This window comes from Rheinheimera sp. A13L (assembly GCF_000217935.1).
In the GTDB taxonomy this organism is placed as follows: Bacteria; Pseudomonadota; Gammaproteobacteria; order Enterobacterales; family Alteromonadaceae; genus Pararheinheimera.
Genome location: NZ_AFHI01000002.1, coordinates 1 through 26130 on the forward strand (window position 1 = coordinate 1; position 26130 = coordinate 26130).

Sequence of the window (26130 nt, forward strand, 5' to 3'; positions counted from 1 at the left end):
GCCACTGTCGTTATTTACTTTATTCAGTTTACCTTTAGCGTAAGCACCTTCGTCATAAGTCCAAAGGGCTAATCCCATCACCCCAGAGTTTTTATAATTCATTCGCCCGGCGGCATCATAGTCATAGGTGGTAGTGATACCACGGGCATCTGTGCTGTTTGACAATAAGCCCATTTCATCATAGTTAAAGCTACTTTGGCCGCTATCCGGACTGGTAAGCAGTTCAAGCTGGGCTCTATCGTTTTTACTATTGACCGTACTATTCAGCCTTGCATCCTGCACCTGATTCAGGCCTTTGGCGTCATGGCTGAAGGTAGTCACTTTTCCTGCCGCGTCTGTCTGGCGGATAAGACGGCCCAGGGCATCGTAGGCAAACTGAGTGGTTGTATTGGTCTGAATATCGGTTTCGCTTAATTTATTGCCATTGCCATCATAGGTATAAGTATGGGTTAACTGGTTGGCATGATTTCTTATTGCCACCAAATGCCCGGCAGCATCATAGAAATAATTAAACGTTGCCCTGTCAGTTCTGCCGTAGAAGGTACCACAAGAGGGAATAGGATCACCTATGGTATCCAGTGGATCGCCGGGTGTGATTGAACCAGTCCCTCCTGAAAAAGCAGAATACATGCCAGGCGGACCTGACATAATGTCGCCACAATTCGTATAGCTGCTTACATACAAATCAGACAGAGTGGTATTTTTGATATTTCCCATTAAGTCATAGTCATAGCTTTTTCTGGCTAAGGCATGTGAACCTACAGTTGTAATGTCTACCGCAGTAGCAATCCGGTAGTTTTCTGTGGCTAAGCGGCCAGCTGCATCGTAGCTATAGGCTGCTGCCTGGCCACTGGAGTGCTCTGTTTTTATCAAATCTCCTTTATAGTCATACTTATAGGTTACAGAGGCTGTTTTCCCGCCTGCTGAGACGGTTTCTTCTTTCGTTACACGACCACGCGGGTCGTAGGTATATTTTGTGGCTGTACCATCCGGGTAGGTAATTTTTCCAACATGGCCTATGGAGTTATACCCGCTATATAAAGTGACAAGGCCTGAAGCATCTGTTGATTTAATTAAATTCCCTGCTGAGTCATAGGCGAAAGTAGAAACGCGCTGATTAGGTGCCGTGACAGCGACCTGGCTCAGTACATTGTTACTATGATAACTGTACGTATAAGTTGTGGTATAGGTTTGACCATTCGCTGCGGTTTCATAAGTCAGCAGGTTTTGTTTTTCGTCATAACTAAAGCGTTCAGTTAATCCAGCTACTGTTTTTTCCGTGACCTTGTTTAAAGTCGGATGCCAGGTGAACGATGTGGTAAGCGCTTCAGGTTCACCGTAAGCCTTTATTTGTAAAGCGACCTGATTTTTTTCACCGTAAAAATAGCGGGTGACCTTGTTATTCCAATCTGTTTCAGTTTCTTTTTGGCCATTGTTATTATAAGTAGTCGCCTGAGCGCTTGCTGCACAATAGGCTGTCCCCTCTTTTTCAACCCGCTTCAGCTTTGACTTAATAGCACTGTCATAAAAATAAGTGGTTTTGTGACCTAAGGGGTTGGTCACTGTGGTTGTATCTGTGCCAAAGGCGAATCGATTTTTTTTTGTATCTTCAGCGTGCTTTGATTCAATAGCACGCCCTGCCGAATCATAGCTGAAATAAGAAAAACGTTTATTGCCTTTTGTCACACCGGTAAGGAAGGTTGGAAACCTCGAATCTTCATAATGATAGCTTTTAGTGGCGCCGTCAGGGAAAGTCACGCTGTTTAACATGCCATTTGTTTGGTAACTGTAGCTGTATTGATAACCTGCATTATTTTGAATCGAGCTGATTCGATCGCCTGACCAACTAAAGGTCAATTTACGACCATTGGAGTGAGTAATAGATGATAACTTATTGTTTACATAACTATAACTGTGACTTACGCCGTAGGGGGTAATCACCAAAGAACTAGCGTTAATTTGTGGCGGACGCTCAGATACAGACACATGGAGTAACTGACCTTGGGCGTTATACACCTCATATCGGTCGTTTTCAGTTTTTAAAATCCATAAACCGGAAGCGTCCTGATACAGATAGTTTTTCCAGGACGAGGAAACCCATCCGGTTTTCCAGCCAACATGTGGAATGTCGAAGGTTGTTTCATGCAGCGTAAGTGATTGCCCATCTTCACGGAAAACAGTTTTTGCTGTCAGATCCAGTTTTTTATCAAATAAACTGCTCCATCCAATACCAAAAGCACCTGCATTGTCTTTGCTGCTGCTATAACTTCGTAAAACAGCCAACGGAAAATGTTCAGAACCAGTGAAGTCGTTTTCAAACTCAACTTTAGTGCCACTCGCCACTAAAATTGGATTGCCCGCTTTGGTACAGGGATCTGGTTTTTCAGGTTCTGTTGGCAGAGTGTCATACCCCCAGTCAGATCCGCCACCACTGTTCCAGTCTTGCTGAGTGCTGTCCCAACCACCACCGCCACCATACCACCCGCCACCATACCAGCCATCGCTCCCCCAGTTGCCATCACCTCCCCAGCACGTTACTGAGGGGGCCTGATGACCTGATTCACCAGTCCAGCTTACTCTACATCCTCCACCTGCAGCTTCGGCATTTGTTGACAAAGTCATTCCGCCTAAAGCTAAAGCCGCTAATACATAATATTTGTCCTTCATCACATTTCCTTTTATAAACGATTTATAACAACAGGGTATACAACAGGGTAGGGGTATAATTGCCGTATCTGGCTGTAGATGCACTCAGCTGATTGCTGCTTTTTTGCAATATCGGTATGGCGCAGAAAATCTTTTATCTGCCCGGATAAAGAGCCAAATGCAGTGGTTAATAGGTCAATTTGGCTGGCCATACCGTGGGCGTAAATGCCTTTGGCATAAAACAAACAGTCTTTGGCGTTATTAAGAAAGTGGCTGCTGTAATGCAGATAAAAAAACTCAGAATCTGTGTTTCTGCTGAGTTTTTGGTAACTATTGTCCAGTGAAAACAAGAGCCTATTCAACGCCTCAGCACTTAACGCAGGCTTTTGGTTAGTCACAATCTCTTTTGCAGTATCCAGCAGCAAGTCAATGGCCTTGTTGTCAGACAAGTTGATACCTGTGGAGAATGCGCTTAACCACAAAGGGTGCCTGACAGTTAAGTGATGGAAAGCCTGTTCCAGTGACATTCTGAATACGTCAAACACTTTGTTTTCATAACATTCGATGCTGTGAGCAACTTTGATGTTACTGCCAAACAGAACGATGTCAGTATCACTACTTATAGCAGGACTTGTTAGCTGAGAGCCAAACAGTACAGCGCCATCGATAGCCCCAGCGTCCTGCAGAAGTTTTTTTACCAGAAGATCCATCTATTACTGCTTAAATGCTCAAATTACATGCAAAATTACCTTTAAATAAAACATTTATCAACAAAATAAATACAAAATAAATACAAAATTACACATAAAAGGTAAATTGAAGGTGGATGGAAAAAGCAAGCTGTCACAAAGGGATGGCTGACAGGCTAAGATCGCGAACCATTGTTGAGCAATTGCAGAAAGGGTTGTTCTACTTCGTTTTTGAGGTTGGTTTGAGTTTGAAATGATCTGAGGAAAAATGAAATGTGTTGTTGTGGTTTTTCTATGAACCACTATTGATTGATGCAGCTATGAAACCACAGATAAAAAAACGGCAACCGAAGCTGCCGTTTTCTAATGCCAGATATTAATGAATTCTAGTGACGGAAATGACGCACGCCAGTGAAGATCATCGTCATGCCATGTTCGTCTGCAGCTGCTATTACTTCTGCATCACGCATAGAGCCACCAGGTTGGATCACGGCTTTGATACCTGCAGCAGCTGCTGCATCAATACCATCACGGAATGGGAAAAATGCATCAGAGGCCATGACTGAACCTTTGACTTCCAGATTCTCGTCAGCAGCCTTGATACCAGCGATTTTAGCGCTGTATACACGGCTCATCTGGCCTGCACCGACGCCAATAGTCATGCTGTCGTTGGCATAAACAATAGCGTTGGATTTCACATATTTTGCTACTTTCCAGCAGAACAATAAGTCACGTAATTCATCTGCAGTAGGCTGGCGTTTGGAGACTACTTTTAAGTCGTCCAGACTCACCATTTTCTGGTCACGGTCTTGTACCAACACACCACCGTTAACACGTTTGATGTCAAAACCAGTGGTTTTGCTTTCCCATTCGCCACACACCAGTAAACGCACGTTTGGTTTAGTGGATACCACAGCAGCAGCCTGGGCTGTAGCGCTTGGCGCTATGATGACTTCAACAAACTGACGGCTGACAATAGCTTCGGCAGTTTTGGCATCTAATTCGCGGTTAAAGGCGATAATGCCACCAAAAGCAGAAGTCGGGTCTGTTTTATAAGCACGCTCGTAAGCGGCCAGAATGTTCTCGCCAATAGCTACACCACAAGGGTTAGCGTGTTTGACGATAACACAGGCTGGTTCGTCGAATTCTTTGACACACTCTAAAGCGGCGTCCGTATCAGCGATATTGTTGTACGACAGCTCTTTACCTTGCAGCTGAGTAGAACTGGCGATTGATGCTTCCTGAATGCTGTTTTCCACATAAAAAGCCGCGCTCTGGTGGCTGTTTTCGCCGTAACGTAAGTCTTGTTTTTTCACAAACTGAGCGTTAAAAGTGCGTGGGAATTTGCTTGGCTTGGCGTCTTCATCACCATAGGCTGCTAACATGGTGCCAAAGTAGTTGGCAATCATACCGTCGTATTGGGCTGTATGTTCAAAAGCGCTGATGGCTAAACTAAAACGTGTGGCATGCGTAGTAGAACCGGCGTTCGCAGCCATCTCAGCCAATACTTTGTCATAATCGGCCGCGTTGACAACTATAGTCACATCGTTATGGTTTTTCGCCGCAGCACGCACCATAGTCGGGCCGCCGATATCGATGTTTTCAATGGCGTCTTCTAAAGTACAACCTGCTTTGGCCACAGTATTGGCGAACGGATACAGGTTCACTACCACTAAATCGATTGGCTTGATATTGTTGGTTGCCATTACAGCTTCATCCATACCACGGCGGGCCAGAATGCCGCCATGTACTTTTGGATGCAGCGTTTTCACGCGGCCGTCCATAATTTCCGGGTGACCTGTGTAATCAGACACTTCAGTGACAGCTATGCCTTGTTCTGCCAATAACTTGGCTGTGCCACCTGTGGACAAGAGTTCCACACCCTGGGCGGCTAAAGCACGGGCAAATTCAACTATACCGGTTTTATCAGACACGCTTAATAAGGCGCGACGGATTGGACGAGCTGCGTTCATTGGATCATTCTCCGCTGTAATGGTTAATTCGGACCAGCCTTGCTGTTTTGGATAACACAAAAGCCAGGACATAAGCATAGAGAAAAAAGGCTTTGATGTATCGCCGGGATCAGCTGGTGAAATCCCTGATTTATTCAACGTATTCTTTAAAGCATATCCGCTAAGCTATTGACGTTGCAGCTAGGCGGCAAGGGATAGAGACCCAGGGAGCATAGTTTACTATGTGACCTGGGCGAAAGCCCGCAGCCAACAACGCTGCAGCGTCAAGAGCGACGCGGAAAAGAAAAAAGCACCCTAGGGTGCTTTTCATTGCGGGACTCCTCCCGCGGGGGCATTAACTCATGCCGTATTGTTTCAGCTTCTTACGCAGAGTACCGCGGTTGATGCCCATCAGGTTGGCAGCGCGGGTCTGGTTGCCGCGAGTGTATTTCATCACTTCTTCTAATAACGGCTTTTCTAATTCGGACAACACTAATTCGTACAGGTCGTTTACGTCCTGACCGTTTAGTTGTTGTAAGTAGTTCGCCACCGCTTTTTGTACCGCGTTGCTTAAAGGCTGCGGTTTTTCTTGCGTTTGAACATGGGCGTTGGTGATAAATGGCGAAGTCACGTTTTGATTAAACATTGCCTATTCTCTTTTACGTTAAGTTGCTGCTAGTAATTGCTCGAAATACACTTCTAAGGTATCCAACTGCTGTTGGGCGTGCTCGATACCATTAAATTCACTGCGAAACATGCCTTCGCTGTCATGCTCAGCCAGGTACCACCCCACATGTTTGCGGGCAATACGTGAGCCAGGTACTTCACCATATAACTGGTGTAAGCCACGGACATGCTCCAGCAAAATATCCCTGACGTCGCTCGATGAAGGCGACGCCAGATGTTCACCCTTTTGCAGATAGTGCACCACTTCACGAAAAATCCAGGGTCTGCCCTGAGCGGCCCGGCCAATCATGACCGCGTCTGCTCCGGTATAGTCCAATACAAATCTGGCTTTTTCCGGCGTGGTGATATCGCCATTGGCAATCACCGGGATAGACACTTTTTGTTTAATAGCGCGGATAGTGTCGTACTCCGCCTCTCCTTTATACATACAAGCTTTGGTGCGGCCATGAACCGCTAAAGCTACAATGCCGTTGTCCTGCGCTATCTGCGCTATCTGTACGCCATTTTTATGTTCGATGTCCCAGCCAGTCCGGATTTTTAAGGTCACAGGTACTGTTACTGCCTGAACTACGGCCTGAATAATCTGTTGTACTAAATCCGGATACTGTAACAGCGCCGAACCAGCCAGTTTTTTATTCACCTTCTTTGCCGGACATCCCATATTGATGTCGATGATTTGGGCGCCATGTTCAACATTAAACACGGCAGCTTCCGCCATCTGAACTGGATCTGAGCCGGCAATTTGCACCGAGCGAAGACCAGATTCATTCTGGTGAGTCATACGATTTAGCGATTTTTCACTTTGCCAGACCAAAGGATTGCTCGACATCATTTCTGATACAGCTAAACCTGCACCAAAACGACGGCAAAGCTCACGAAAAGTGTAATCAGTCACTCCGGCCATAGGAGCACAGATTACGTTGTTCGTTAATTGATATGGACCTATGCGCACCGCTAAAACCAAGGCTCTACCCTAAAGGGGCGCTAAGTTTACGGATTTTTGCCAACAATGCAAAGGTTATTATTTAAACAAAAGTATAAATTTATAGGGGGTTGATGGGTTGACAATAGCTAAACGCCTGAAAACTAGACTTTCTGAAATGCAAAACCCAATAAAATCAGGGGGGCAGCTTACAGATAATTGTACAGCTGTTGTTTTTGTCACCAATGCAAAAGAAAAAGCCGTTCACAAAAAAGTCAATACTTTTCTTTAGTCTGGTATGTCTGCCTTGTCTGAGTCGTGTAAGATAAAGTGATGATCTTTAAAGGAGAACTTTGAATGAAGCAGTGGATATGTGCGCTTTGGTTGGGGTTAGGCAGTTGTGTGGTAGCGGCTGAAGTTTTGGTCGCTGATGCGACAGTTCGGGAGATGTTACCAGGCCGCAGTATGACAGCAGGTTATTTCAGCATCAGCAATAAGAGTGCTGCAGAAGTGGAGCTTATCAGTGCCAGTAGTCCGGGTTTTGGTTCCATAGAGCTGCACCAGCATAGCCACAAAGATGGCATGATGAAGATGGAACAGGTGTCATCTGTAAAAATTGCCGCCGGTGAAGCAGTGCTGTTTCAGCCAGGTGGTTTACATCTGATGTTATTTGATGCCAAAACCAGCATCACTCAGGGCCAGAAAATTCCATTGCGTTTAGAGTTTAAAGATGGTCAATCCATCGACGTTCAGGCTGAAGTCAGCGCTATACCCACTCATTAGGAGCAATAAAATGAACAGATTCAGGATTGTAAGTTTAACCGTGCTGTTCGTTTTTATTTTAGGTTACGGCACAGCCTGGTGGGTCAGCAGTGAACCGGAAGTGTTTGATGTCGAGGATTTATCGGCACAACTCAGTCCTGAGCACAAACAAATTGTAGGTTATACCACCACCAGTGCGCTTATTCGGGTGCTGGAAACCTTGTTGAGCAAAAATGGCGGTTTTATCAGTAATGATGTGACTCCGCCATTTTCCCTGCTCGACAATATGCCGGCCTGGGAGCTGGGCGCTTTGGAAATGTCGCGTGATTTAGCCTTGGCCTTGCGCAAAGACTTAAGCCGTTCACAGTCGCAGTCTATAGAAAATCAATATTTAAAACTGGCGCAGCCTATGCTGAATATTGATCACCGCAGCTGGGCAGTGCCTGCGGCTGAAACAGAGTACAGAAGTGCAATCAAACAGTTAGCTTTGTACCGGGCTGCTTTATTAGACCCGGCAAAAACAGACAGTCAGTTTTACACCAGAGCAGATAATTTGCGGGACTTGCTGAAAAACGTTGAAAAACGTCTGGGCAGTTATAGCCAGCGTTTGAGTGTCAGTGTAGGGCAGGACAGATTAAATACAGATTTAGCGGGTGACAGAAATGCCAGACAATCCACTGCGACAGCAGAATCAAGCAAAATTAAAACCAGTTGGTGGAGCATAGATGATGAGTTTTATGAAGCCCGTGGTGCTTGCTGGGCTTTGTTACACTTCTTAAAAGCGATAGAATTGGATTTCGCGGAGGTTCTGACCAATAAAAACGCGATGATTAGCTTAAGGCAAATTATCCGTGAACTGGAAGCGACCCAGGAACCGGTCTGGAGTCCGATGATTCTGAATGGCCGGGGTTTTGGTTTTATGGCAAATCACAGTCTGGTGATGGCGAATTATATCTCCAGGGCCAATGCGGCTCTGTTGGATTTAACTGAATTATTAGCGCAAGGATAAAGCATGAAAAAGTCTGTATTGAGTATGGTGTTTGTAGCAGCTCTGGCTGCACCGGTCGCAATGGCGGATACCATTGCCGGTCTTTATATAGGCGCCGATTTGCATTTTGCCGATGCGAAAGGTGGTTTTGGCCAAACGGGCAACCAGCAGAACTTTAGTTTTGAGGATGAAAACTTAAGCAGTTTTTATATCAAAGTGGAACACCCTGTGCCTTTATTGCCAAACATCAAGCTGCAACGTAATAGCCTGAGCTCTAAGGGTAATACTACTTTAGACCGGACTTTCGAATTTGATGATCAAACCTTTGCGGTAGGCACTAATGTGGCTCAGGATCTGGATTTATCCAACATAGACGCCACCTTTTATTATGAAATTCTGGACAATGATTTAGTTAGCCTGGATTTAGGTGTGACGGCTAAATACATAGATGGTGATATTAGCGTTGCCAGTGAAGGCAGAAATGCAACTCAGGACTTGTCTGCTGTTATTCCTATGGCTTATGCCTATGGTAGTTTTGGTTTGTTAGGCACAGGCACTAAGCTTTTCGCTGAAATTAATTACGTCAGCTACGACGGCAGTGCTTTGTCTGATATGCAGTTTGGTATTGCTTATGAGCTGATCGACTCACTGGCTGTGGATCTGTCATTAAAAGCTGGTGTTAAACAAACCAAACTTGAACTGGATGACATTGACGATATAGACGCAGATTTAACCTTCGACGGTGCTTTTATTTCTGCAGAACTGCATTTCTGAAACCTGAACAATTTATAGTCTGATCCAAAACTCAAAGCAGAATAACTATTGTTCTGCTTTGAGGTCCCTATACCCAAGTAACTTCAATATGCAGAATTCAGCGGGAGATAAAAGCGCTTTAGGCAAGGCAGCTGTTGAAAGCTTTAGTGGTTCTAAAGCGACAACAGTTAACGCTGCATAAAGCGCTTTTAGCCCCGCCCAGCGGCTCTGAAACTCGCATATTGAGGTCACTTGGGTATAATAGTGCAGTTCAGGGATATCAGGGTTCAATTGACATGACGTTAAAAGCTAAACTGGTTCTGGTGGTGGGGTCTTTTGTACTGATAGTGGTTTGTCTTTACGCCTCAGCACAACTGCAATTACGTCACGAAACTTTAGTCAGAGTGCAAGCCGAGCAGCAACTGCTGATGAGTTTGTCTTTGATGGTTGAACCTTTTTTAGTGCAAAACAAAGTTGAACAGGTCAAAGGCCATCTGCTGGCCACCAGTTTCTCCAGTACTTTACCTGTCAAAGCTATTCTGGTCTATCAGGCCGATGGCAATTTATTTGCTGCCACTCAATTTCCCCGCGAGTTGTTTAATTTCAGTCCAACCCGTGATTTAACAGGACAAAAAGCGCTGCAGGATGGTTCTAATCTGTTGTGGTCTGCTGTGATGGTCACACCTGCCAGTATGAGTTATTTCGACACAAACAAGGTGGCCGCTGAAGGCAGTACTTTAGGTTATGTGGCGATTCAGATTTCTCCGTTGCGGCTGTCTCAGCTTTGGTGGTGGCAAAGCAGTTTGTGGGGCACTGCCTTATTTATTATTCTCGCTTTGGCCTTGTTGTGGCAGCGACGCATATTCAAAACTCAGCATCTGCGCTGGCAAGGTTTTTTACGGCAACTTCGCTCTTTAGTGCCCTCTGTAGCTGATGGAAAAAAGCTGTCAGACTTTGACGGTACTGAACTGACACTGTTATTTCGCTCGCTTTATGCACAACAACAGCAGTTTCAGCAGCAATTGCGGCAGCAAGATCAGGCTGAACAACAAAAGGGTCAGACGCATAGCTCCGCCTGTGAGCAACTGGAAATCAGTTATCAGCAGCAACTAACCAGCTTGAATATCGAGTTAAAAAACAGTGAGGAACAGTTGCGACAATGGCAACAGCTTTGTGTGTTAGAGCAAGCTGGGCAAACTGAACAACAAACACAGTTGCTGAGCTGGTTGTTGAAAACGGATCTGTTAGATAAAACGCCATTACAACCTCAGACCCTCTGGTTTCCTGAATGGCTGGCGCAACAAATGGAGTTGTGGCAACAGGAGTTTGAGCTGGCGGACCTTCCTTTTATTCTGGTGGAAGATCCTGCTCTGAGCTTGTCCGAAGTGGAGTTTTGTCCGGAACATACAGCACAATTACTGAAACAAATTATCAGTTTGATCCTGCAGGATCTGCAGCAACATGAGCTGAGTTTGTTTATTAATCTGCAGGCTTTTTCCGAAAATAAACTGGTGTTGCAGTTTGATCATGCGGGTCAAAGTGGCGCTATACAGCAAGTGCTTGACGCAGCAAAAGGCGAAAACGCAGGGGTTTTACAGCAACTCTGCGCCAGTTTGTTGTCACGTCTTGGTGCCAGACTAACTATTTCCGCTCTGGAAGATTTGGGCTGCTCAGTACGCCTGGAGTTGCCATTAACAGCGGTTTCAGTCAAAGAGCTGCCTATGTACCAAACTGCTATTTACCTGGACAGCAACAGCATAGGTGCAGCTGTGCTAAAACAAAGTGTGGGTTCAGTGGCCGAACAAGTGATTTGCCTGCAGCAGCCGCAGCAACTGAAAGCTGAGTTACAGCATCGTCTGGTTGATGTGGTTTTGCTGCAACTGCCTGCACCTGATGGCAATACTGAAGTCTGGAGCGAGCTTAATAACATCACAGATTGCAGTCAGATGCTGGCCTTTTGTCATACAGCACATCAGTCCTATTGGGCTGCAGTACTGAATTGTCCTGTACTGAGCAACCCCATGTTATCTGCGAATATCCGGCAGCATCTTCGTCAGGTGCCGAAAAAAGCCAGCGTGCGATTGCTGGTGGTTGATGACAATCAAACCAATCTGAATTTTGTTAAAGCTATGCTGAGCCAACAGCAATTTGAGGTGGATACTGCAGCAAGCGGAACAGAAGCCATCCGACTTGCGAAAAGCAGCAGATATCAGCTGATCCTGATGGATATTCAGCTTCCTGATATGTCAGGTATTCTGGCGACCCATATGATACGGCAATTACCACAGCATCAGCACACCGTCATTATGGCCTTTACTGCTCACGCTTTACCTGAAGAAGTCCAGGAGTTTCATCAGGCAGGTATGAATGATGTGGTCATTAAACCTTTAGATACACAAAAAGTAGCGGATTTAATCAGACGCTGCCAGCAGCTTAGTCCTCAAACTCTAACACCGGGGTGAACAGTTGTTTCATGGCCTGCAGATAAGCCGGATTGGCCTGACAGTTCAACAAAGGCAATAACTCCACACCTACAGCGGTAAATTTATAATATTGCAGTACTACTCCTGAATGCCTGGCTTTGCAGGTCAGTTGATGTTGGTGATATTGCAGCTGCAAGCTCTGATCAGGGATCAACTCGCCACTTTCAATTTCAATCTGATGCAACAGGTTTAAATCAATCAGGCTTAGAATTTGTGGGAAAGTCAGGCCAAACTGGCTCAGATTCAGCAGCGCTCTGCTGCGTCCGGTCAGGATTTGCCAGATGGATGGTTTGCGCACATACCCAAAATAAATATGCCCACTGTCTTGCAGCCTTACTCTGCAAGTTAGGCTGGCTGCTTTTTGCAAAGCCAGAGCCTCTTTAAAACTCATGCGTTGCAACAAAAATAAGGTTTTTAGTGAAAAACTGCCCGGCTGGCCAATTTCACCTGCCAGTATTTTCGCCCAAAGCTGTTGCATTGTCTGGTTCGATATATTCAGCACTAAATCGCAGTATTGCTGAAACCAGTCCGGGTCCACATCTATATCTGCTACATAATCAGGGCAATAGTCCAAAGCCAGCGCCATGATCTTTTCTAGATTGGCTTGTTGCCGTTCTTTATGCATGCGTTCACGCCGCTCGGCACGTTGATGCAGGCTTGGCCCTTTAAAATCTGTATCCAGAGCCAGTGGGGCACCGGACCGCTGCGCCAGTCGTTGATGACGTTGATTAAAGTCGCTACTTTGAACATGATTTGCTGGTTCTGTGTCGCCAGAACTGGTTTTTGTGGCGAATTCGTGCCCCAGCTGGCTACGAGCCAATTGTAGTAAACGTTGATGTCCGCGGCCCGCAGATACTTTCTGCATCATTACACCTCTGATGGTGACAGATTTTATTGCTGATTTTTCACAATAGCGTAAAAATTTGGCTACGACTCTAAAAGAAGTTTGTGAAAGTGTTAAGGTTATGATTTTCAATGATTTTAATAAAATGAATTGCTTTTTTGGCCCGAGGGTATAGTGTAGATAAACTGGATTATAAGCTTACAAAGGATAGCGGTGGGGGTGGACCCTGATTGCCAAAGCGGATTCAGGGTATATGCTAGTATTTATGCAATAGTGCCTTGATATGCTTTCAAAAAGTATTCCCCTACAGCTGATGTAAAAAAGGTCGGAGCATGGTGTCAAAAGCAGCAGATGATGATTTTCTGTTCCTCGCAGAAGACGAAACAGATTCGGAAGCAGAAACACAATCCAGTGGTGAATGGCACCTGCTGATTGTTGATGATGACGAAGAAATTCATACGGTCACTAAACTGGCCTTATCCGACTTATTGGTTTTAGACCGTAAGCTGGTTTTTCATCATGCTTTTTCTGGCAAAGAAGCCTTAAAGTTTCTGGTGAATAATCCTTATATAGCCGTCATCTTGCTTGATGTAGTGATGGAATCTGACGATGCAGGTCTGAAAGTAGTACAGCAAATTCGTGATGAATTAAAAATGGATGAAGTACGTATAGTTCTGCGTACTGGCCAGCCTGGTTATGCGCCTGAAGAGAGCGTGATCAAAGAATACGATATTAACGACTACAAAACGAAAACCGAACTGACCCGCAATAAACTGGTGACTGCCATTATTTCCTCCATTCGCAGTTATCAGCAAATCCGTACTATTAACCAGAACCGCATTGGCCTGCAAAAAATCATTAATGCCGGTGCTAATTTGCTGGAACAACATTCTTTGCATGAGTTTTCTGAAGGGGTGGTTACTCAAATCTCCTCTCTGATTGGATTGCATGCAGAAGGTGTGCTTTGCGCTCAGATTGAAGATGATGGCAGCAGCAGTGACAATATTTATGTCTTGGGCGCCGCCGGGCATTACGCGCCTTATATTAAATGCAAACTGGAGCGGCTGAATAACAGCAGAATTATCCAGCAAATTACCACTTGTCTGGCAGAGCGGCGGCATATTTTTACCGACAAAGATACTGTGCTTTATCTGGGAAATATTGATCACGCAGCAGCTGTGTATATTGAAACCAACAGGCCAGTGGAAGATTTTGACCGCCAGCTGATAGAAGTGTTTTTAAGCAATATTTCTATTGGTTATGAAAACGTTACGTTGTTTCAGCAACTTAAACATGCGGCTTATATTGACCCTTTAACTAAAACTCCAAACCGCAATGAATTCACTTCTTTACTGCAGGAAACCAGACGGCTGGATCCTGAGCGTAATGTGGCAGTATTAATTGATATCGACCATTTTTCTGATGTAAACGATGGTTTGGGCCAGGAAACAGGCAATGAACTGCTGATCGCTGTCACACACAGGTTAGTGGCCCAATTCGGAGAAATAGCCCAGATTGGTCGTATTGGTGCTGATGTGTTTGGTTTAATAGGCCCTGAACAAGCCCTGACCCCTGAAACCTTGTCTGGTATCTTTGAGATGCCCTTCCAGTGTTCTGAACACTCCTTGCAGGTGAATGCAACTTTTGGTTTCTGTCGTTTACGTGACAGTGCTTTGCATGGGCTGACTATTCTGAAGCATGTTTACATTGCACTGAACAGAGCGAAAAAACATCTGGCACAAAATTATGAGTATTACAGTGCTCAGATGGAAGAGCAGATGGTTGATCGGCTGGTGATGCTCAGAAGCTTACGATCTGATTTCCAGAAAGATAAACTTCAGTTGTGGTATCAGCCGCAAATTTGTTTAAAAAGTGGCAATGTGCTGGGTATGGAGGCGCTGTTGCGCTGGCCTCAGCCTGACGGCAGCTTTATTTCTCCGGCCGTTTTTATCCCGCTGGCAGAATACTCTGGTCTTATCATTGAAATAGGCGATTGGGTGCTGCAGCAAGCCTGTAAACAGCTGCAAAGTTTAAAAACACAAGGTTTTGCTCATTTGCGAATAGCGGTCAATGTGTCTATGCCTCAGTTCCGTAACCATAGATTTGTGCAGTCTGTGATCGATTGCGTCGAACGTTATCAGGTAGACCCGGCATTGCTGGAGCTGGAAATTACTGAGTCTGTGGTGATGGATGATCCGAAGATAGTGATAGGGGCATTAAACAAGCTAAAAGGCTTTGGCATTAAAGTGGCTATTGATGATTTTGGCATTGGCTTTTCATCCTTAAGCTATTTACAGCAGCTACCTCTGGACAGGATTAAAATTGACCGTGCTTTTATTCAGGATTTTGACCGCCCTAATGGCACTTTGATTGCGGAAACTATCATCAATCTGGGGCAAAAACTGGGTTTGGCAACCATAGCAGAAGGTATTGAAACTAAGGCTCAGGAAGAGGCTGTGCGTGCTATGGGTTGTGAAGAAGTGCAAGGCTTTATGTATGCCAAGCCGATGACAGCCTTGGATTTAATGAAGTTTTTATCTAAAAGCTGAGTGGTAATTCCTGGAATGAAAAAGCCGACTACGAGTCGGCTTTTTCATGGCTGGTTAGCTGAGTCTCAACGATTAGCAATCAAGGCCAATTGTTCACCCAGCTGCAGAAAATCTTTGCTGTTTTGTTGGCTTTGCGCTGTGTGGCTGGTGATATCCCGCATGTAAGTTACCATGGCTTTGGTCAGATGCTGTTGTTCGTCCGTTGCTGTAGCAATTTCCTGATTCATCGCACAAATCTGAGAAATACTGCCGGTGATTTGCTGAAGGGATTGGCCAGCCTGATTGGCTGACTGCACACTTAAATTGGCTTGTTCACTACTCAACTTCATTTTTTGCACTGCTTCACGGGCCGCATTTTGCAGTTGCTCAATAGTACGCTGAATTTGTTCGGTCGATTTTTGAGTTCGGGAAGCCAGAGTTCGTACTTCATCTGCAACTACAGCAAAACCACGGCCTTGTTCACCCGCCCTTGCTGCTTCTATAGCGGCGTTCAGCGCCAGTAAGTTGGTTTGTTCTGCTATACCTTTAATCACCTCCAGTACAGCACCTACCTGATTACTGTCCTGTTCCAGCTGAGCTATGGTGGCTGAGGCTTGTTGTAAATGCACTGCCAGTTGTTCGATATTCTGTACTGTGCTGGCTACAGTTTGCTGGCCTTGTTGGGCTATCTGATTGGAATGATTGGCCGCCTCTGCTGCTAACTTGGCACTTTGCACTTCGTCAAGCACACTTTGGTTCATCGACTCAACCATAGTCAAAGTCTGGCCAGCCGTATGTTCTAATTGGCTCAGGTGTTTTTGCTCATCAGCAGTAATGTGGCGTATTGAGGTCACCAGCTGTTTTAACTGTTCGTTATGGCTTTGCGACTCCTGCTGTTGCTGTTTTAAGGCAACAAGCCACAGATTAAATTGCTCACAAACCGGAGTTAAATCTGCGCTATTTAATGCGCTTAATTGCAGACTCAGATTTTTTTCTTTCATAGAACGTTGGATCAGCAGTTGTTGTTCTGCGACGAAGCTTTGATAGCTGTTTAAAGCCGTTTGACTCAAAAGCCACTGCAACACCAAAGTGACAGCTATGACTAAGGCAGACCAGAGCCAGTGTTGCTCTGCTAATACAGTGAAAACCAACAGCATTCCAACCAGAGTGGTGATGCCGGACAACACAATTTTGGTCCGTGCAGACCCAAATTCAAACAAAGCCATAAACCTTACCCCTAATGACTTCAAACAAGCTGTTGAAGTGGAATTTATTATTGTAATAATGAAATATGGCCCGCAAAACCAAACCAAATCTGTTGCTGAAAATAGCAGATATTTGCGGAAGTTTTTATCAGATTTTGCGTTTTTTTGCTAAAAAAATATGGTTTTTGAACAAAGGGAGCAGCAGTGGTGCAGTTAGAGGAAAACACAGCAGGGCTTGCGGTATTTTTTATATAAAAAACGGCACCTGAGTGCCGTTTTCAGAGCTGGATATTACTTCTGCTGAGCGCGTTCAAATGAACTGACGATTTCAGCTTTAGCTTCGGCTTTGTCGCCCCAGCCAACAACTTTCACCCATTTGCCTGGCTCTAATTCTTTGTAACGCTCAAAGAAATGCTGAATTTGGTTTCTCAGCAGTTCTGGCACGTCATTCAGATCCTGGATGTTGTCGTAAATTTTAGTCAATTTGCTGATTGGTACAGCTAACACTTTAGCGTCTTCACCTGACTCATCTGCCATTTTTAATACGGCAACAGGACGGCATTTAATCACAGCGCCCGGTACCAATGGGTAGGGTGTTGGCACTAATACGTCAACCGGATCTCCATCTAAAGACAAAGTCTGATTTACAAAGCCATAGTTACAAGGATAAAACATTGGAGTAGACATAAAACGGTCAACCCAGACTGTGCCTGTGTCTTTGTCTACTTCGTATTTGATTGGATCGGCATTGGCCGGAATTTCAATGATGACATTAATTTCATCCGGCAGATTTTTACCTGCGGCAACCTGACTTAAGCTCATAACGCTTCCTTTATGCTGAATAGTGGTCGCCTATTATAACGGCGGCCGTAAAAATGGCTATACCCGTTGTACTTGAAGCTGCAGCTTTGTTGCCTGCGCTACTCGCCCCAGTCACATAGGACAACTATGCTCCTGGGGTCTCGCTCACTTGTCGCCGCGCTGCAACTCCAATTACTTAGGTTAATACCCGTTGTACTTGAAGCTGCAGCTTTGTTGCCCTCAACATCGGTTTGATATCTGGACGGGCGCATAAACCACGCCTCTACATGCAACCTCGGTTTCGCCGCGGGACGGGCAGGGATAAACCCTGCCTCTATGTTGCCTGATGATACTGCAGGCAGCTTTCCACTTCGTGTTTTGATCCTAAAATCACTGCCACACGCTGGTGAATATCTACAGGCTGAATCTCCATAATACGCTCAAAGCCTGTAGTGCTGGCGCCACCTGCCTGTTCTACCAGAAAACTCATTGGATTGGCTTCGTACATGAGTCGAAGTTTGTCCGGTTTTGTTGGGTCTTTCACATCGCTGGGATAAGCAAAAATACCACCACGACATAAAATTCTGTGTACATCGCCGACCATAGCGGCAATCCAGCGCATATTAAAGTTTTTACCACGTGGGCCTTCTTTGCCTTTTAGCAGGTCCGCAATGTAATTCTGCATAGCGGGCTGCCAATAGCGCTGGTTCGACATATTAATAGCAAATTCTGCTGTTACACCCGGAATAGTGACGTTTTCTGTCGTCAGCAGGAAACCACCATAGGTTTTATCCAGCGTATACATTTTGGTGCCTTTGCCTGTGGTCAGCGCCATCAGGGTGGACGGGCCATAGAGTATATAACCTGCGGCGATTTGAGCTGTACCGGGTTGCAGGAAAATAGACGGATCGGCTGGGTCTGCACCTTTGGGGGCCGGCAGAATAGAAAAGATAGTACCAATTAAGCTGTTGATATCAGTGTTGGACGAGCCATCCAACGGATCAAAGGTCACCAGGTATTTACCTGATGGGTTACCCGCAACTGTGCTGTCTTCTTCTTCAGAAGATATGGCCATCACAGAGCCTGTTTCGAGGATCAGATCTTTGAGCAGCTCGTTGGAGATGACATCGAGTTTTTTCTGGGTTTCGCCCTGAACATTTTCGTTCAGAGTGGAGCCCAACACATCTGAGAGTTCACCCTGGCCGACTCGAAACGAAATTTCTTTGCAGGCAGCTACGATGCTTTTAATCAGATCTATCAGGTCTGCATCTGCACCATCAAGACGCAGGGCTGGAGCCAATCGACGCATAAAACAATCCTTTTTTTGTGTAGGTAGAGGAAGCTTTGGCCGCAGTGTTAATTTTGATTGGAGGCTGTCGGCCACAGCGGCTGCTATTTTAATCAAGTTCAGGCTAAATTGCAGGTTTATGCTGGTTTTATTTCAGCTGTTCTGCAGAGTCCTTTGCTAGAATGGCCGCAGAACCCGTTTTACAGGCAGTAAGGATGCAGTTATGCATATTCATATTTTAGGCATTTGTGGCACTTTTATGGGCGGTATTGCCGCTATCGCAAAAAGTCTCGGGCATCAAGTCACAGGCTCTGACGCCAATGTGTACCCTCCTATGAGCACTCAGCTGGAACAACTGGGTATAGAGCTTACACAGGGTTATGATCCGGTACAGCTGCAACCCGCTCCTGATCTGGTGATTATTGGTAACGCCATGTCGCGCGGCAACCCGGCTGTGGAATATACGCTGGATCAGAATATTCCTTATAGTTCAGGCCCGCAGTGGCTGGCTGAACAGGTATTGCATCAGCGTTGGGTACTGGCAGTTTCCGGTACTCATGGCAAAACCACAACCAGCAGTATGCTGGCCTGGGTGCTGGAGTATGCAGGTTTAAAGCCTGGCTTTTTGATAGGTGGCATTCCGCAAAACTTTGACAGCTCAGCCCGTTTAGGGGATTCGCCGTTTTTTGTCATTGAAGCTGACGAATACGACACCGCCTTTTTTGATAAGCGTTCTAAGTTCGTGCACTACAGACCCCGTACTTTAGTCATTAATAATCTGGAATACGACCACGCTGATATTTTTCCGGATTTAGCTGCTATTCAGCGTCAGTTCCATCATTTATTGCGTATGGTGCCATCCACTGGGCTGGTGCTAAGCCCTGCCCATGTGGAGGCTGTGGATCAAACCTTAGCCATGGGCTGCTGGAGTGAGCAGCAACGTTATGGCAAAGACTGGACAGTGGCATTAAAGCAGGCGGATGGCAGTGTATTTGAGCTGTTTTACATGAGTGTTTCGCAAGGTATTTTGCACTGGGATTTATGCGGCAACCATAATGTTGAAAACGCGGTAATGGCGATAGCTGCTGCCCGTCATGTGGGTGTGCCTGTTGCTGTATCTATTGAAGCTTTAACTCAGTTTGTTTCGCCAAAACGCCGGATGGAACTCAAAGGCAAAGTCAAAGGCATCGCAGTATATGACGACTTTGCCCATCACCCGACCGCTATAGAAACCACTTTGGCTGGTTTAAGAGCCCGTGTGGGAGAGGCAAAAATCTGGGCTGTGCTTGAGCCGAGATCCAATACCATGCGAATGGGCGTACATAAATCTGCTATTGCTGATTCCCTGCATGACGCCAATGACGTGATGTTGTTTGAACCTGCTAATTCAGGCTGGTCTTTGGCTGCTGTGGCGGAACAAATGCCGGGCAGGGCTACAGTTTTTCAGTCGGTGGAATTAATAGTGGCGGCTTTGGTTGAAAAAGCCTCAGCAGGGGATCATATACTGATCATGAGCAACGGCGGTTTTGGTGGTATACACCAAAAATTGCTGGATGCACTGTCTTCAGATTAATCAGCTTTCTTTAAAATGAGAACCTCATGACCCAAGAAGTCACCTTAGCTTTTACCGGCGCTTCAGGCGCTGGTTATGGCTGGCGTTTGCTGGAAAACTTGCTGGCACAACAGGTGAAAGTGCATCTGTTAATTTCCAGTGCGGCACGCGTCGTATTTGCTACTGAATATGATTTAAAACTGCCGGGCGGCCCTGAAGCTTGTCGCGATTTTATCTTAGAAAAAACCGGTGCCAGCAAAGAGCTATTAGCTGTTTATGGCAAAGACGACTGGTTTTCGCCTTGTGCCTCAGGCTCGGCAGCGCCTAAACAAATGGTGATTTGCCCTTGTTCTACCGGCACTGCAGCAGCTATTGCCCATGGTATGAGTGACAATCTGATTGAACGTGCAGCTGATGTGGTGCTTAAAGAGCGTGGCCAGTTACTGATAGTGCCGCGTGAAACTCCGTTAAGTACCATTCATCTGGAAAATCTGCTGGCTTTGTCTAAAGCCGGTGCGGTAGTGATGCCTGCAGCGCCTGGTTTTTACCATCAGCCACAATCGGTGGATGATTTAATAGACTTTATGGTAGCGCGTATTCTGGACCATTTAGGACTGAAACAACAGTTAGTCAGCCGTTGGGGCTATGGAGAACAGCAGTGACCTTAGCTTTAGAAATCAAGCAGTTACACAAAGTTTATAAAAGTGGCACTGTGGCTTTAACTGGTATAGATCTGGAAGTGCAGCAAGGCGATTTTTTTGCTTTATTAGGCCCTAATGGCGCAGGCAAAAGTACCAGTATTGGCATTATCAGTTCGCTGGTGAATAAAAGCAGCGGTACAGTAAAAGTCTTTGAGTATGATCTGGATACGCAACTGGAAGACGCCAAAAGCCAATTGGGTTTAGTACCACAGGAATTTAACTTCAACCAGTTTGAAACTGTGCTGCAAATTGTACTGAATCAGGCCGGTTATTATGGTGTGCCACGTTCTGTCGCCATAGTTCGGGCTGAAAAGTATTTAGGCCAGCTTGGCTTATGGGAAAAGCGTGACGCCCGCTCTCGTGAGCTGTCCGGTGGTATGAAACGCCGCCTGATGATAGCCCGTGCTCTGATGCATGAACCTAAGTTATTGATCCTGGATGAACCTACAGCTGGTGTAGATATTGAGCTACGCCGCTCTATGTGGGAGTTTTTAAAACAGATTAACCAACAAGGTGTAACTATTATTCTGACCACCCACTATCTGGAAGAGGCGGAGTCTTTGTGCCGAAATATCGCCATCATAGATAAAGGCCAGATTGTCGAAAACACCAGCATGAAGAACCTGCTGAGTAAGCTGAACAAAGAAACTTTTTTACTGGATATAGCGCCAACTGAAGCGGCCATCAGCCTGGAGGGCTATAGCTTTCGTCAGCTCGACAGCCATAGTCTCGAAGTGGATGTGGAAAAAGCTCAGGGTTTAAATGCTGTATTCAGTGCCTTAACAGCACAGGGCATTCAGGTGCTTTCGATGCGTAACAAAGCCAACCGTCTGGAAGAGTTGTTTGTCAGTCTGGTTGAAAACGGACGCGGAGCCAAAGCATGAATTCACGTAATTTAATAGCGCTGCAGAGCATTTTATATAAAGAAATCAACAGGTTTATGCGTATTTGGGTGCAAACTCTGGTACCTCCTGCCATTACCATGACCTTGTATTTTGTTATTTTTGGCGCTTTGGTTGGCTCACGTATTGGTGATATGGGGGGCTTCAGTTATATGGAGTTTATTGTGCCTGGCCTTATTATGATGTCAGTGATCACCAACTCTTACTCTAATGTGGCTTCGTCTTTTTTCAGTGCCAAGTTTCAGCGTAATGTCGAAGAGCTGTTGGTGGCTCCTGTGCCCAACTACATCATAGTGCTGGGTTATGTCGGCGGTGGTGTAGCGCGTGGCATTCTGGTTGGCTTGATTGTGTCTTTGTTATCGCTGTTTTTTGTCGATATTACAGTACATCATCTGTTTATTCTGATGTCGACCGTAGTGTTAACTGCGACCTTGTTTTCGCTGGCTGGTTTAATTAATGCCATTTTTGCCAAGACTTTTGATGATGTCAGCATTATTCCAACTTTTGTGCTGACGCCTTTAACCTACTTAGGTGGGGTGTTTTATTCACTGAGTTTATTGCCAGAGTTCTGGCAATACGTGTCGCAACTGAACCCTATTGTGTATATGGTCAACGCCTTTCGCTACGGCTTTTTAGGTGTCAGTGATGTGAGTTTACTGTTGGCTTTCTCTGTGATCATGGGCTTAATTACGGTATTTTTTGCTGTTGCTATGTACCTGATTAATAAAGGCACTGGATTGAGAAGCTAGACAAAAACTGAGGTGTAAACAACAAGGGGTACCCCTCATTGAACCCAAAAACAGCAGCCAGGAGGGAAACGACTCTGGCTGCATAGGATCCGCAAAAATTGTTTTGCAGGTTTTACCTTCAGAAACTAAAACGTACTGCCATCGGCTGCTGGCTTTTATCCTTCAGACTCAATGCAACCTTGGCTCCATCAGGGATTTTGATGTCGCTGGCTACAAGACGGCTGCTGCCATCGGCTTTGAAAGCGGTCTCTGTTTTTTTACCATCAGCTAACACCGTCAACTGACCGCTCCAACCTTCAACACTGGCCGCTTCGCCATGATCGGTCACATATAAACTGGCACCCGTTGCTTCACGCACCAGCTCAAATGACAAATCGTGTTTAGATTCAACCACACCACCATGTTGTGGTTTGGCACCACCGTGACTCCAGGCAACCGGAGCTGCCAGTAATAAGCTGGCAGCCAAACCTGCGATCGCTAACAAAGTGCTTTTGTTTGATTTTTTCATCTAATTCTCCTTGGCTGGCAGCTTGACACAGGTGCCGCCGCTTAACCTGTTTTTAAAGCTGTTGCCCTGGTGTTTTCAGCAAACGTTCTGTTGCCGCTTTGCCATATAACCAGTACAACAAAGGGGTCAGCATCGTATCGAGCAATGTGGATGTCAGTAAGCCTGCAAAGATCACCACAGCGACAGGGTGCAGAATTTCTTTGCCAGGCTGATCGGCAGATAAGAGCAGTGGCACCAGCGCAAATGCAGTCACCAAAGACGTCATCAGCACAGGTGTCAGTCGCTCTAATGACCCTCGCATGATCATGTGTTGACCAAACACTTCGCCTTCATCACGGCACAAATTGATGTAATGACTGATTTTCAGAATGCCGTTACGGGCCGCAATACCAGTCAGGGTAATAAAACCTACGACAGAAGCCACAGATAACGACAACCCGCTAAGCCACATAGCAACTACACTGCCGAGTAAAGCCATCGGCATGGTGCTTAGAATAATGGCTGCCAAAACCGCTGACTGATATCTCATGTAAAGCACTAAGGCAATCAGTACAAAAGACAGCAGTGCAAGCGCAGCGACCAGTTGCATAGATTGTTCCTGCGCCAAAAATTGTCCTTCCAAACTGATAAAGCTGTCTTCAGGCAATTGCGTAGCTGAAACCACAGTCCGTACTTGCTTTAGCAACTCACTCACGTCCACATTGTCGGCGTTGGCATACAACACCAGCCGACGACGGCCATTTTCACGCATCACCTGATTTGGACCATCAGACAAGCTAATGGTCGCTATAGCCGATAGCGGCACCTGCCCAGCTGGAGTATCAATCAAAGTGCGGGCTAAAGCTTCAGGTGTGCGTTTGCCATCGGATAAGCGCAGCACCAAATCAAAGGTTTTTAAACCATCAACCATTTCTGCTACCACATCGCCATCCGTCAGAGTGGCCAACAGCCGTGTCGCTTGTCCCGGTGTTAAACCGTGTTGCGCTGCTTTACGCTGATCCAGACGAATGCTTAGCTGTGGAATAAGTACTTGTTTTTCAACAGTAATATCTACAAGCCCCGGCACAGTGCTTAACTGCTGACGTAATTGCTCAGCTGTGGCGCGAAGTGTGTCCAAATCATCACCAAAAACTTTTACCGCCAGCTGCGCCCGCACTCCGGACAACAGATGATCTAAGCGGTGCGAAATCGGCTGACCTATAGCCACTTGGGCGGGTAACACCGTAAGCTTCTCACGAATTTCAGCCAGTACTTCGTCACGACTGCGCTCTGAAGGTTGTAAATCCACATCAACTTCGGCTGAATGGACTCCTTCGGCATGTTCGTCCAGTTCAGCACGGCCAGTACGACGTCCGACTTGGGTAACTTCAGGTACTGTCAGTAAGATTGATTCAGCCAGACGCCCCATCCGGTTGGCTTCTTCCAGCGAAGTGCCGGGTTGCAATAAAACACCAAGCACCAACGAACCTTCGTTAAAGGCGGGTAAAAAGGCCCGTGGCAACGCAAACACCGACGTCAGCGCCAGTACTGCGCTTATAGCAGCGCTGAGCAGCAAAACTTTGGAGCGGTTAAAGGCCCAGTTCAGCCAGCGCTGCTGCAGCTGCTTCAGGGCCTGGATTAGTCTGCTATCCCCTTTCTCCAGTTGTTTCATATTTGGCAGCAGGTAATAACAAAGCACTGGCGTAACAGTGACTGAAACCAGCATCGAGGCGAGTATTGAGACTATGTACGCCAGGCCTAAAGGTGAAAATAACCGGCCTTCAATGCCCGGTAAGGCAAATAAAGGTAAAAACACCAGCACCACTATCATAGTGGCGTAGACAATACCTGAGCGAACTTCAACGCTGGCGCGCCAAATCACCTCAAGCACTGGCGTCGTGCTCCCTTGTTGCCGCTGCTGTTTTAACCGGCGCAGAATGTTTTCTACATCGACCACCGCATCGTCCACCAGCTCGCCCACAGCTATTGCTAATCCGCCCAGCGTCATCACGTTAATAGACAAGCCAAACCAGCGAAACACCAGAACAGTCACAGCCAGCGACAGTGGAATAGCCAGCAAAGAGATCAACGTAGTGCGTGCGGACAATAGAAACACAAACAAAATGATCAGCACCATCACAGCGCCATCCCGCAGTGCTTCTGTTACGTTGCTAATGGACGACGTAATAAAATCGGCCTGACGAAACAGAATTTGGGGGGCGGCTATGCCTTGCGGCAGACCAGCTTTTAACTCCTCCAGTGCCACTTCAATCTGACTTGTTAACCGGACTGTATCCGAATCTGGCTGTTTCTGAATATTCAGTATCACAGCGGGCTCGCCATTAAAACCTGCATCTCCGCGCTTTACTGCGGCAGCAAAATCAACCTCTGCCACCTGTTCCAGATGCACAGCTTTGCCATTACGCCATGCCACTGCAACCTGACGTACATCATCCAGCTCCGTGGTGCGAGCCTGATGACGGATCAAAAACTCTTTGTTATTCAGGTCAACAAAACCACCACCTGCATTACTGGAAAAACCAGCCAGCGCCTGACGAATGTCTTCTACACCGATACCAGCGCCCTGCATACGCTGTAAATCAGGGGTAACACGGTATTGCCGAACTTCTCCACCAATAGCGATCACCTGCGAAATACCAGGAATAGCCAATAAGCGTGGGCGCAGCACAAAATCTGCGTACTCCCTCGCTTCCATTGGCGACAGGCTGGTTTCTTGTTTAGTCTCTTGTTTAAGAGGCAGCGCAATCAACATGATTTCGCCCATTATGGATGAGACTGGCCCCATCACTGGCGTGATGCTGTCCGGCAACTGCTCTCTGGCTAATGTCAACCTCTCAGCAACCAGTTGTCTGTTGCGATAGACATCCGTATCCCAGTCAAACTCCACATACAAAATAGACAAACCAATACCTGAAGTTGAGCGGATTCGGGTGACCCCAGTGACACCATTGAGCATGTTTTCCAAAGGAAATGTCACCAGTTGTTCCACTTCTTCAGGAGCCATACCGCCAGCTTCAGTCAGCACTGTGATCACAGGTTTATTCAGATCCGGAAACACATCCACCGGCAGCTGACGAGCTGTCCAGATACCGTACAGCATCAGTACCACAGCACTGATCAGCACAAAGAGACGATGCTCCAGGCTACGACGAACCAATAAGTCAAACATC

The 26130-nt window shown here is 46.2% G+C and carries 21 protein-coding genes; 10 read left to right on the top strand and 11 right to left on the bottom strand.

The annotated features are described in order from the left end of the window. The 5 genes from RHEIN_RS01515 to dusB form a co-directional block, all read right to left on the bottom strand. Positions 1 to 2667: DUF6531 domain-containing protein (locus RHEIN_RS01515; protein ID WP_008897205.1), on the bottom strand; the 2667-nt coding region annotated here is incomplete at its 3' end. Positions 2668 to 2678: 11 nt separating this feature from the next. Further along, on the bottom strand, positions 2679 to 3356 hold the full coding sequence (locus RHEIN_RS01520) for a hypothetical protein (protein WP_008897206.1): 678 nt from the start codon (positions 3354 to 3356) through the stop codon (positions 2679 to 2681). A gap of 365 nt (positions 3357 to 3721) precedes the next feature. After that, positions 3722 to 5308 carry a bifunctional phosphoribosylaminoimidazolecarboxamide formyltransferase/IMP cyclohydrolase gene (gene purH, locus RHEIN_RS01525; protein WP_008897207.1) on the bottom strand — a complete coding sequence of 529 codons (1587 nt, stop codon included), beginning with the start codon at positions 5306 to 5308 and terminating at the stop codon, positions 3722 to 3724. A gap of 334 nt (positions 5309 to 5642) precedes the next feature. After that, a complete protein-coding gene (gene fis / locus RHEIN_RS01530) occupies positions 5643 to 5933 on the bottom strand; it encodes a DNA-binding transcriptional regulator Fis (RefSeq protein WP_008897208.1) in 291 nt (96 codons plus the stop codon). Positions 5934 to 5951: 18 nt separating this feature from the next. Further along, on the bottom strand, positions 5952 to 6926 hold the full coding sequence (gene dusB, locus RHEIN_RS01535) for a tRNA dihydrouridine synthase DusB (protein WP_040554283.1): 975 nt from the start codon (positions 6924 to 6926) through the stop codon (positions 5952 to 5954). 327 nt (positions 6927 to 7253) lie between these two features. On the opposite strand from dusB, the gene RHEIN_RS01540 reads away from it, so the two are divergent. From RHEIN_RS01540 to RHEIN_RS01555, 4 genes are all read left to right on the top strand, one after another. Continuing rightward, the gene (locus RHEIN_RS01540; RefSeq protein ID WP_008897210.1) at positions 7254 to 7679 is read left to right on the top strand and encodes a copper chaperone PCu(A)C; all 426 of its coding nucleotides are present in this window, start codon (positions 7254 to 7256) and stop codon (positions 7677 to 7679) included. A 10-nt stretch (positions 7680 to 7689) separates the two neighbouring features. After that, positions 7690 to 8667, top strand: a complete 978-nt coding sequence (locus RHEIN_RS01545; protein ID WP_008897211.1) for a DUF2333 family protein — start codon at positions 7690 to 7692, stop codon at positions 8665 to 8667. 3 nt (positions 8668 to 8670) lie between these two features. Continuing rightward, entirely contained in the window at positions 8671 to 9420 is a 750-nt protein-coding gene (locus RHEIN_RS01550) for a TIGR04219 family outer membrane beta-barrel protein (protein WP_008897212.1), read from the top strand. A 275-nt stretch (positions 9421 to 9695) separates the two neighbouring features. Then, positions 9696 to 11861 (top strand): response regulator, encoded by a 2166-nt coding sequence (locus RHEIN_RS01555; RefSeq protein WP_008897213.1) that lies wholly within the window; start codon positions 9696 to 9698, stop codon positions 11859 to 11861. Here the strand turns inward: RHEIN_RS01555 and RHEIN_RS01560 are convergent. After that, positions 11833 to 12747, bottom strand: coding sequence for a TIGR03899 family protein (locus RHEIN_RS01560; protein ID WP_008897214.1), 915 nt, complete (start codon positions 12745 to 12747; stop codon positions 11833 to 11835). The two genes, RHEIN_RS01555 and RHEIN_RS01560, sit on opposite strands and share 29 nt — an antisense overlap. Positions 12748 to 13058: 311 nt before the next feature. Between RHEIN_RS01560 and RHEIN_RS01565 the strand changes: the two genes are divergently transcribed. After that, positions 13059 to 15275: a bifunctional diguanylate cyclase/phosphodiesterase gene (locus RHEIN_RS01565; protein WP_008897215.1), complete on the top strand. Its 2217-nt coding sequence runs from the start codon at positions 13059 to 13061 to the stop codon at positions 15273 to 15275. Positions 15276 to 15340: 65 nt separating this feature from the next. Here RHEIN_RS01565 and RHEIN_RS01570 read toward each other — a convergent pair whose 3' ends face one another. Then, entirely contained in the window at positions 15341 to 16480 is a 1140-nt protein-coding gene (locus RHEIN_RS01570) for a methyl-accepting chemotaxis protein (protein WP_008897216.1), read from the bottom strand. Between the two features lie 65 nt (positions 16481 to 16545). On the opposite strand from RHEIN_RS01570, the gene RHEIN_RS01575 reads away from it, so the two are divergent. After that, positions 16546 to 16728 (top strand): hypothetical protein, encoded by a 183-nt coding sequence (locus RHEIN_RS01575; protein ID WP_040554267.1) that lies wholly within the window; start codon positions 16546 to 16548, stop codon positions 16726 to 16728. 22 nt (positions 16729 to 16750) lie between these two features. Here the strand turns inward: RHEIN_RS01575 and ppa are convergent, their stop codons facing one another. Further along, positions 16751 to 17281 (bottom strand): inorganic diphosphatase, encoded by a 531-nt coding sequence (gene ppa, locus RHEIN_RS01580; protein WP_008897217.1) that lies wholly within the window; start codon positions 17279 to 17281, stop codon positions 16751 to 16753. 313 nt (positions 17282 to 17594) lie between these two features. Beyond that, positions 17595 to 18569, bottom strand: a complete 975-nt coding sequence (locus tag RHEIN_RS01585; protein ID WP_008897218.1) for a class 1 fructose-bisphosphatase — start codon at positions 18567 to 18569, stop codon at positions 17595 to 17597. Between the two features lie 202 nt (positions 18570 to 18771). Between RHEIN_RS01585 and mpl the strand changes: the two genes are divergently transcribed. Genes mpl through RHEIN_RS01605 form a run of 4 tightly spaced genes read left to right on the top strand, consistent with a single transcriptional unit; the run spans position 18772 to position 22452 of the window. Continuing rightward, complete coding sequence (mpl, locus tag RHEIN_RS01590) at positions 18772 to 20121, top strand: UDP-N-acetylmuramate:L-alanyl-gamma-D-glutamyl-meso-diaminopimelate ligase (protein ID WP_008897219.1); 1350 nt, start codon at positions 18772 to 18774, stop codon at positions 20119 to 20121. A gap of 26 nt (positions 20122 to 20147) precedes the next feature. After that, on the top strand, positions 20148 to 20762 hold the full coding sequence (locus RHEIN_RS01595) for a flavin prenyltransferase UbiX (RefSeq protein ID WP_008897220.1): 615 nt from the start codon (positions 20148 to 20150) through the stop codon (positions 20760 to 20762). Next, positions 20759 to 21685: an ABC transporter ATP-binding protein gene (locus RHEIN_RS01600; protein ID WP_008897221.1), complete on the top strand. Its 927-nt coding sequence runs from the start codon at positions 20759 to 20761 to the stop codon at positions 21683 to 21685. The genes RHEIN_RS01595 and RHEIN_RS01600 overlap by 4 nt, the downstream gene beginning before the upstream one ends. Then, entirely contained in the window at positions 21682 to 22452 is a 771-nt protein-coding gene (locus RHEIN_RS01605; RefSeq protein WP_008897222.1) for an ABC transporter permease, read from the top strand. Before RHEIN_RS01600 ends, RHEIN_RS01605 begins: the two co-directional genes overlap by 4 nt. Positions 22453 to 22570: 118 nt before the next feature. Here the strand turns inward: RHEIN_RS01605 and RHEIN_RS01610 are convergent, their stop codons facing one another. Both RHEIN_RS01610 and RHEIN_RS01615 read right to left on the bottom strand, forming a co-directional pair. Continuing rightward, the gene (locus RHEIN_RS01610) at positions 22571 to 22960 is read right to left on the bottom strand and encodes a hypothetical protein (RefSeq protein ID WP_008897223.1); all 390 of its coding nucleotides are present in this window, start codon (positions 22958 to 22960) and stop codon (positions 22571 to 22573) included. Between the two features lie 52 nt (positions 22961 to 23012). Then, positions 23013 to 26129, bottom strand: coding sequence for an efflux RND transporter permease subunit (locus RHEIN_RS01615; RefSeq protein ID WP_008897224.1), 3117 nt, complete (start codon positions 26127 to 26129; stop codon positions 23013 to 23015). Position 26130 lies beyond the last annotated feature (1 nt).

What these genes read in the sequence shown, in the direction of transcription:
- RHEIN_RS01605 (WP_008897222.1), top strand. Translation starts at nt 21,682, where the DNA reads ATGAATTCACGTAATTTAATAGCGCTGCAGAGCATTTTATATAAAGAA.
- RHEIN_RS01575 (WP_040554267.1), top strand. Translation starts at nt 16,546, where the DNA reads ATGGCCCGCAAAACCAAACCAAATCTGTTGCTGAAAATAGCAGATATT.
- purH (WP_008897207.1), bottom strand. Translation starts at nt 5,308, where the DNA reads ATGAACGCAGCTCGTCCAATCCGTCGCGCCTTATTAAGCGTGTCTGAT.
- fis (WP_008897208.1), bottom strand. Translation starts at nt 5,933, where the DNA reads ATGTTTAATCAAAACGTGACTTCGCCATTTATCACCAACGCCCATGTT.
- RHEIN_RS01555 (WP_008897213.1), top strand. Translation starts at nt 9,696, where the DNA reads ATGACGTTAAAAGCTAAACTGGTTCTGGTGGTGGGGTCTTTTGTACTG.
- ppa (WP_008897217.1), bottom strand. Translation starts at nt 17,281, where the DNA reads ATGAGCTTAAGTCAGGTTGCCGCAGGTAAAAATCTGCCGGATGAAATT.
- RHEIN_RS01595 (WP_008897220.1), top strand. Translation starts at nt 20,148, where the DNA reads ATGACCCAAGAAGTCACCTTAGCTTTTACCGGCGCTTCAGGCGCTGGT.
- RHEIN_RS01565 (WP_008897215.1), top strand. Translation starts at nt 13,059, where the DNA reads ATGGTGTCAAAAGCAGCAGATGATGATTTTCTGTTCCTCGCAGAAGAC.
- RHEIN_RS01540 (WP_008897210.1), top strand. Translation starts at nt 7,254, where the DNA reads ATGAAGCAGTGGATATGTGCGCTTTGGTTGGGGTTAGGCAGTTGTGTG.
- RHEIN_RS01550 (WP_008897212.1), top strand. Translation starts at nt 8,671, where the DNA reads ATGAAAAAGTCTGTATTGAGTATGGTGTTTGTAGCAGCTCTGGCTGCA.
- RHEIN_RS01610 (WP_008897223.1), bottom strand. Translation starts at nt 22,960, where the DNA reads ATGAAAAAATCAAACAAAAGCACTTTGTTAGCGATCGCAGGTTTGGCT.
- RHEIN_RS01585 (WP_008897218.1), bottom strand. Translation starts at nt 18,569, where the DNA reads ATGCGTCGATTGGCTCCAGCCCTGCGTCTTGATGGTGCAGATGCAGAC.
- RHEIN_RS01520 (WP_008897206.1), bottom strand. Translation starts at nt 3,356, where the DNA reads ATGGATCTTCTGGTAAAAAAACTTCTGCAGGACGCTGGGGCTATCGAT.
- mpl (WP_008897219.1), top strand. Translation starts at nt 18,772, where the DNA reads ATGCATATTCATATTTTAGGCATTTGTGGCACTTTTATGGGCGGTATT.
- RHEIN_RS01570 (WP_008897216.1), bottom strand. Translation starts at nt 16,480, where the DNA reads ATGGCTTTGTTTGAATTTGGGTCTGCACGGACCAAAATTGTGTTGTCC.
- RHEIN_RS01560 (WP_008897214.1), bottom strand. Translation starts at nt 12,747, where the DNA reads ATGCAGAAAGTATCTGCGGGCCGCGGACATCAACGTTTACTACAATTG.
- RHEIN_RS01615 (WP_008897224.1), bottom strand. Translation starts at nt 26,129, where the DNA reads ATGTTTGACTTATTGGTTCGTCGTAGCCTGGAGCATCGTCTCTTTGTG.
- RHEIN_RS01545 (WP_008897211.1), top strand. Translation starts at nt 7,690, where the DNA reads ATGAACAGATTCAGGATTGTAAGTTTAACCGTGCTGTTCGTTTTTATT.